This is a genomic window from Mesorhizobium sp. M4A.F.Ca.ET.020.02.1.1, assembly GCF_004022645.1.
Taxonomy (GTDB): domain Bacteria; phylum Pseudomonadota; class Alphaproteobacteria; order Rhizobiales; family Rhizobiaceae; genus Mesorhizobium.
This window is the reverse complement of the sequence record NZ_RZOI01000441.1, coordinates 1-5,180: the sequence shown is the minus strand read 5'-3', so window position 1 is coordinate 5,180 and position 5,180 is coordinate 1. Positions and strand designations below refer to the sequence as shown.

Below are 5,180 nucleotides of genomic sequence, written 5' to 3'. Positions count from 1 at the left end.
GGACAAGTTACAAAGGTGCCGGCAGGCGGATGAGGGGCAGCGCTGACCTTCCAAGTTGTTGGATTCAGATCTTGGCGTCGTGTGGCAGCGGCGCGGTCGCCTTCTCCAGCCAGGCCAGCGTCTCGCCGTCCAGCATAGGGCCGATCTCGGCCAGCACCCGCGCGTGATAGGTGTCGAGCCAATGCAGTTCGTCGCGTGTCAGCAGATCGGTGCGAACTAGGCGCTTGTCGATCGGCGCCAGCGTCAGCGTCTCGAAGCCATGCATGGCGATGTCGCCGCCTTCTACCTGCTCGGAGGCCGTGACCAGCACAAGGTTCTCGATGCGGATGCCGTAGGCGCCTTCCTTGTAGTAGCCGGGCTCGTTGGACAGCATCATGCCGGCGAGCAGCTTCTCGGTGCCGGTGCGGGCGATGCGCTGCGGGCCTTCATGGACTGCAAGGTAGGAGCCGACGCCATGGCCGGTGCCGTGGGCGAAGTCGCAACCATGCCTCCATAGCGCCAGGCGCGCCACGGCGTCGATTTCCGAGCCGCGCGTGCCGGCCGGAAAGCGCAGCATGGAAATGCCGATCATGCCCTTCAGCACCAGGGTGAAGCGCTCGCGCATCTCCTGCGTCGGCTCACCGATCGGTACGGTGCGGGTGATGTCGGTAGTGCCGTCCTGATACTGGCCGCCGGAATCGAGCAGGAACAACTCGCCATCGGCAAGCTTGCGGCTAGTGGCGCGGGAAACACGGTAGTGCATGATGGCGCCGTTAGGGCCGGCGCCGGAAATAGTGTCGAAGGAGACGTCGCGCAGCGGCATCTGGGTCTCCTCGCCGGTCTGCCGGCGCACCTCCTCGAGCCTGGTGACCACGGCGATCTCGTCGAGCGAGCCCGGCTTTTGCCGGTCGAGCCAGCAAAGCAGCTTGGCCACCGCCGCGCCGTCGCGACGGTGCGCGGCGCGGCTGCCGTTGATCTCGGCCTGGTTCTTGGTGGCGCGCGGAATGCGGGCTGGATCGGGCGCGGAGACCACCGTACCGCCGTTGCCCTCGACCAAAATCCTCAGCTTCTCAGCCGCCAAAACGGGGTCGAGCGCAATCCTGGCGCCGCCCTTGGCCAGCGCGACAACGGCCGCCTCGAACTCGCCTGGCTCGTGCGGATCGGCAAGCTGGGTGAGATAGGCGGCAACCATGCGCGGGAATTTGCGCTGGTCCATGAAGAGCTGGTGCTTGCCGTCGGCGGCAAGGATCGCGAAACCAAGCGCCAGCGGCGTGTGCGGCACGTCGCCGCCGCGGATGTTGAAGACCCAGGCTATCGACGACGGGTCGGTGAGCACGGCATGCGTCGCGCCGTCCTTGTCGATCGCCGCCCCCAGCCGCGCCAGCTTGTCCTTGGCCAGTTCGCCGGCGAAGCCGATCGGATGAACTTCGACGGGCGCTACAGGCGGCTCGGGCTGATCCTTCCAGATGATGTCGATCGGGTTCTTGTCGAGCGGCACCAGCGTCGCGCCGGACTGCTCGGCCGAGGCCCTCAGCGCCTTGACCTCGCTCAGCGTGTGCAGCCATGGGTCGAAGCCCAAGCGTGCACCCTTGCCGAGATTGTCCTTGATCCAGGCGGCAGGCGGGTTGTCGATGAGGCTCTCGATGGCGAAGATGTCGAGATCGACTTCGCTGCGCACCTGCAGCGTGTAGCGCCCGTCGACGAAGACGAAGGCGCGGTCGCTAAGGACGATGGCGACACCGGCCGAGCCGCTGAAGCCGGTCAGCCATTTCAGCCGCGCCGAGCGGTCGGCGACATACTCGCCCTGGTGCTCGTCCGCGCGGGGAACAATGAAACCATCGAGCTTGTTCTCAGCCAACCATTGCCGCAGCAGCGCCACGCGCGGCTTGCCGACAGACGGATCGCCCGCCGAATCGAAGGTCTGGAACATGATGGGCCTCCTCTGTTCGGCGCGACCGTAGCGCATGGCCCCGAAAACCGGAATCGATTTCCGGAAGGTCGGATTGGTCCAATTTCAGCGCTTGAGATGGATCGTCACCCAGCCCTCGCGGTGCAGGGTGCGAACGTGGCGGAAGCTCTGGCCGACATAGGCCGAGACCACGGCGTCTCGCTGGCGATCGAGAATGCCGGACAGCACGAGCGAGCCGCCGAGCCTGATGTGCTTCGCCATTTCCGGCGCCAGCCGCATCAGCGGCCGCGCCAATATGTTGGCGACGATCAGATCGAACGGCGCGTGCCTGCTGAAGATCGGGTGGTGGAAGCCCGGCGCGGTCACGGTTTCGACCAGCGCCTTGACGTGGTTGAGGCGGGCATTGGCGGCGGCGACCTTGACCGCGACCGGGTCGATGTCGGTCGCCAGCACCGGGATATGCGCCAGCCTCGCCAGCGCGATCGCCAGCACGGCGCTGCCGGTGCCGAGGTCGAGGGCGTTGCGCGGCCGCTCGCGCCGCACGACCTTCGCCAGCATTTCAAGGCAGCCGGCGGTTGTGCCGTGATGGCCGGTGCCGAAGGCAAGCCCAGCCTCGATCTCGATGGCGAGATCGCCGCTGTGGCGCTTGTCGCGGTCATGCGCGCCATGGACGAAAAAGCGGCCGGCGCGCACCGGCTTCAAGCCCTCCAGCGAGCGCGCTACCCAGTCGATTTCGGGCAGCGTTTCGCGTTCGATCGGCTTCGTCAGCGCCAGGCTGGCAAGAATGTCCTTCACCCGCGCCTCGACCGCATCCACGTCGCCATCGGCATAGAGCGAGACTTCGTGGATGTCGCGATCCTCGTCGACCTCCAACACGGCAAGCGGCAGGCCCTCATCCTCGAAGGCCGCATCGAGCGCGGCGAAGATGCGATCGGCCTCGATCTTGCCGGCGGTGAAATGGAGCCGCGTCTGCGCCATCGGATCGTGTCAGCCTTCGTTCGCCAGGCGCTTCAGCTTGGCAACGGCGGCGTCGGCGCTTTCGCCATAGGCGATGGTGCCGGAGAACTCGCCCTTGCCATTGAGCAAGAGCACAGAGGCGGTGTGGTCCATCGTGTAGTCGCCGTCGCCGGTGTCGACCTTCTTCCAGTATATGCCGAAGGCCTTGGCCATGGCATGGACCTTGTCGGGGTCGCCGCTGATGCCGACGATGCGGTCGGAGAAATTGCCGACATAGGCTTTCACAACCTCGGGCGTGTCGCGCTCGGGGTCGACGGTGACAAAATAGGCATTGAGGTTCTTGCCCTCGTCGCCCAACGTCTTCAGCCAGCCGGTCATCTCGAAGAGCGTGGTCGGGCAAACCTCAGGGCAGTGCGTGAAGCCGAAGAAGACGACGCTCGGATGACCCCTGAATGCGGCCTCGGTGATCGGGGCGCCCTTCTGGTCGACCAGCGCGAAAGCCCCGCCGTAGGGCTCACCGCCATAGTGGCCGCGGTACCAGTCGAAGGTGAGCCAGCCGATGCCTGCCGCCATCAGGACGAGAATGCCGACCAGGATTGAGCGCATCATCAGGAAATGTCCGTCGTGATTTCATTGGGCGCCCAATCAGGCGCCTTGTCCGAGCAAGTCTTAGCGGGTAGAGGCGGCCGAGGCAAAGATGCCGCGTTGCCGCAACCGGATCGATGCGGCAGTGGCCCTTGGCGGTATATTACCAATCCTTAATTTGACCGGTTTTTCTCCCAATCTATCTTCGCGGTAGACATTTCAGCGATGGACCGACATGCAGGCAGCCTCCTATTCGAAGACCCAGATCTGGCTGCATTGGGGCATCGCCGTGCTGATCCTGGTTCAGTTCCTAGCCCATGACGGCATGGAGCATGTCTGGCGTGCCTTTCGCCGCGGGCAGGAGGCCGCCGCCGGAGATCTGCCGCTGGCCTACATGCATGTCGTGCTCGGCCTTGCGGTGCTCGTTCTCGCGACGTGGCGGCTTTGGCTGAGGGCGACGCGCGGTGTGCCACCGGTCTCGGGCATGGAGCATCCGGCGCTGCGGCTGCTGGCCAAGGCGGCGCATCTGCTGATCTATGCGCTCATCTTCATCGTGCCGCTTTCGGGCGCTGCCGCCTGGTTCCTGCAGGTGCCGGGGGCAGGGCTGGTGCATGTGGTGGGCAAGAACATCCTGCTCTATGTCGTGCTGCTGCATATCGCCGGCGCGCTGGTCCAGCACTTTGTCCTCAGGAGCGACGTGCTGCGGCAGATGTTGAGGTTCCGCCAGGCCTAGCTTGTAAACAAGCCACCTCAGTCCCACCTGAGACCGGCAACTCGAACCGAGGAGGCTTCCTTGCGAAAACTGATCGACGGCGCGCTTGCCGCATGCCTCGTTCTTGGCGCTGGCGCCGCGGCGGCCGAGGAGGTCGGCAAGGTCGGCGTCGACTGGGTCGGCAACGACATCATGGTCGAGGCAATCAAGGATCCGAAAGTCGAGGGCGTCACCTGCCACGTCGCCTATTTCGATCGCAGCGTCATCGATCGCCTGCACAAGGGCAACTGGTTCGAGGATCCGTCCGATTCATCGATCTCCTGCCGCCAGACCGGACCGATCACCATCGGTGACATCGACATGGGCGAAAGCGGCGAGGAGGTGTTCAAGCAGGGCATCAGCCTGATCTGGAAGAAGCAGGTGGTGAACCGCATCTACGACAAGAAGAACGAGACGCTGATCTATCTCTCGCATTCACGCCAGGTGCAGAACGGGTCGGCGAAGATGTCGGTCACGACGATCCCGCTCTACGGCCAGAACGTGGTCTGGACCAAGGGCAAGCCGCAATAAGCGGGGCAGGCTCTCTGGAGCTGTTTGTCGGCGCGACAATTGCTTCCGCTTTGCGGCAGCAATTGCGCGGGACAATTGCTCCCGCCTTGCGGGACCAATCGCGCGGGGGTAAAGCCGCCGCATGGACCGTGCCGAAAACCTCGTCCTGAAAGACCCTGAGCCGCGCATCCATCCGACTGCGGAACTGAAGGCCTGCAAGCTCGGCCGCTACGCCTCGATCGGCGAGCGGGTGATCCTGCGCGAGGTGACGGTCGGCGATTTTTCCTATTTCGAACGCCACGCCGAAGCGATCTACACGACGATCGGCAAATTCTGCTCGATCGCCGCCAACAGCCGCATCAATGCGCTGGAGCATCCGATCGAGCGGTTGACGCAGCACAAGGTCAGCTACCGGCCGAACGAGTATTTCCGCTGGCTGGGCGTCGACGCGGCCTTCCGGGAGCGACGGCAGGCAAGGTCCGTCAGCAT

5 protein-coding genes and 1 pseudogene are annotated in these 5,180 nt (G+C 64.7%); 3 read left to right on the top strand and 3 right to left on the bottom strand.

Annotation, left to right across the window (positions count from 1 at the left end):
• Positions 1-64 precede the first annotated feature (64 nt).
• The 3 genes from EN742_RS23515 to EN742_RS23505 all read right to left on the bottom strand — a co-directional run bounded on the left by EN742_RS23515 (position 65) and on the right by EN742_RS23505 (position 3,454).
• Positions 65-1,909: an aminopeptidase P family protein gene (locus EN742_RS23515; protein WP_126053911.1), complete on the bottom strand. Its 1,845-nt coding sequence runs from the start codon at positions 1,907-1,909 to the stop codon at positions 65-67.
• Between the two features lie 84 nt (positions 1,910-1,993).
• Entirely contained in the window at positions 1,994-2,866 is an 873-nt protein-coding gene (locus tag EN742_RS23510; protein ID WP_126053912.1) for a 50S ribosomal protein L11 methyltransferase, read from the bottom strand.
• A 9-nt stretch (positions 2,867-2,875) separates the two neighbouring features.
• On the bottom strand, positions 2,876-3,454 hold the full coding sequence (locus EN742_RS23505) for an SCO family protein (protein WP_126053913.1): 579 nt from the start codon (positions 3,452-3,454) through the stop codon (positions 2,876-2,878).
• Positions 3,455-3,665: 211 nt separating this feature from the next.
• On the opposite strand from EN742_RS23505, the gene EN742_RS23500 reads away from it, so the two are divergent.
• The 3 genes and pseudogenes from EN742_RS23500 to EN742_RS23490 all read left to right on the top strand — a co-directional run.
• Positions 3,666-4,163: a cytochrome b/b6 domain-containing protein gene (locus EN742_RS23500; RefSeq protein ID WP_127406651.1), complete on the top strand. Its 498-nt coding sequence runs from the start codon at positions 3,666-3,668 to the stop codon at positions 4,161-4,163.
• A gap of 60 nt (positions 4,164-4,223) precedes the next feature.
• The gene (locus tag EN742_RS23495) at positions 4,224-4,712 is read left to right on the top strand and encodes a CreA family protein (RefSeq protein ID WP_128333338.1); all 489 of its coding nucleotides are present in this window, start codon (positions 4,224-4,226) and stop codon (positions 4,710-4,712) included.
• A gap of 121 nt (positions 4,713-4,833) precedes the next feature.
• A pseudogene (locus EN742_RS23490) lies at positions 4,834-5,180 on the top strand (antibiotic acetyltransferase); the annotation flags it as partial.

What these genes read in the sequence shown, in the direction of transcription:
- EN742_RS23515 (WP_126053911.1), bottom strand. Translation starts at nt 1,909, where the DNA reads ATGTTCCAGACCTTCGATTCGGCGGGCGATCCGTCTGTCGGCAAGCCG.
- EN742_RS23510 (WP_126053912.1), bottom strand. Translation starts at nt 2,866, where the DNA reads ATGGCGCAGACGCGGCTCCATTTCACCGCCGGCAAGATCGAGGCCGAT.
- EN742_RS23505 (WP_126053913.1), bottom strand. Translation starts at nt 3,454, where the DNA reads ATGATGCGCTCAATCCTGGTCGGCATTCTCGTCCTGATGGCGGCAGGC.
- EN742_RS23500 (WP_127406651.1), top strand. Translation starts at nt 3,666, where the DNA reads ATGCAGGCAGCCTCCTATTCGAAGACCCAGATCTGGCTGCATTGGGGC.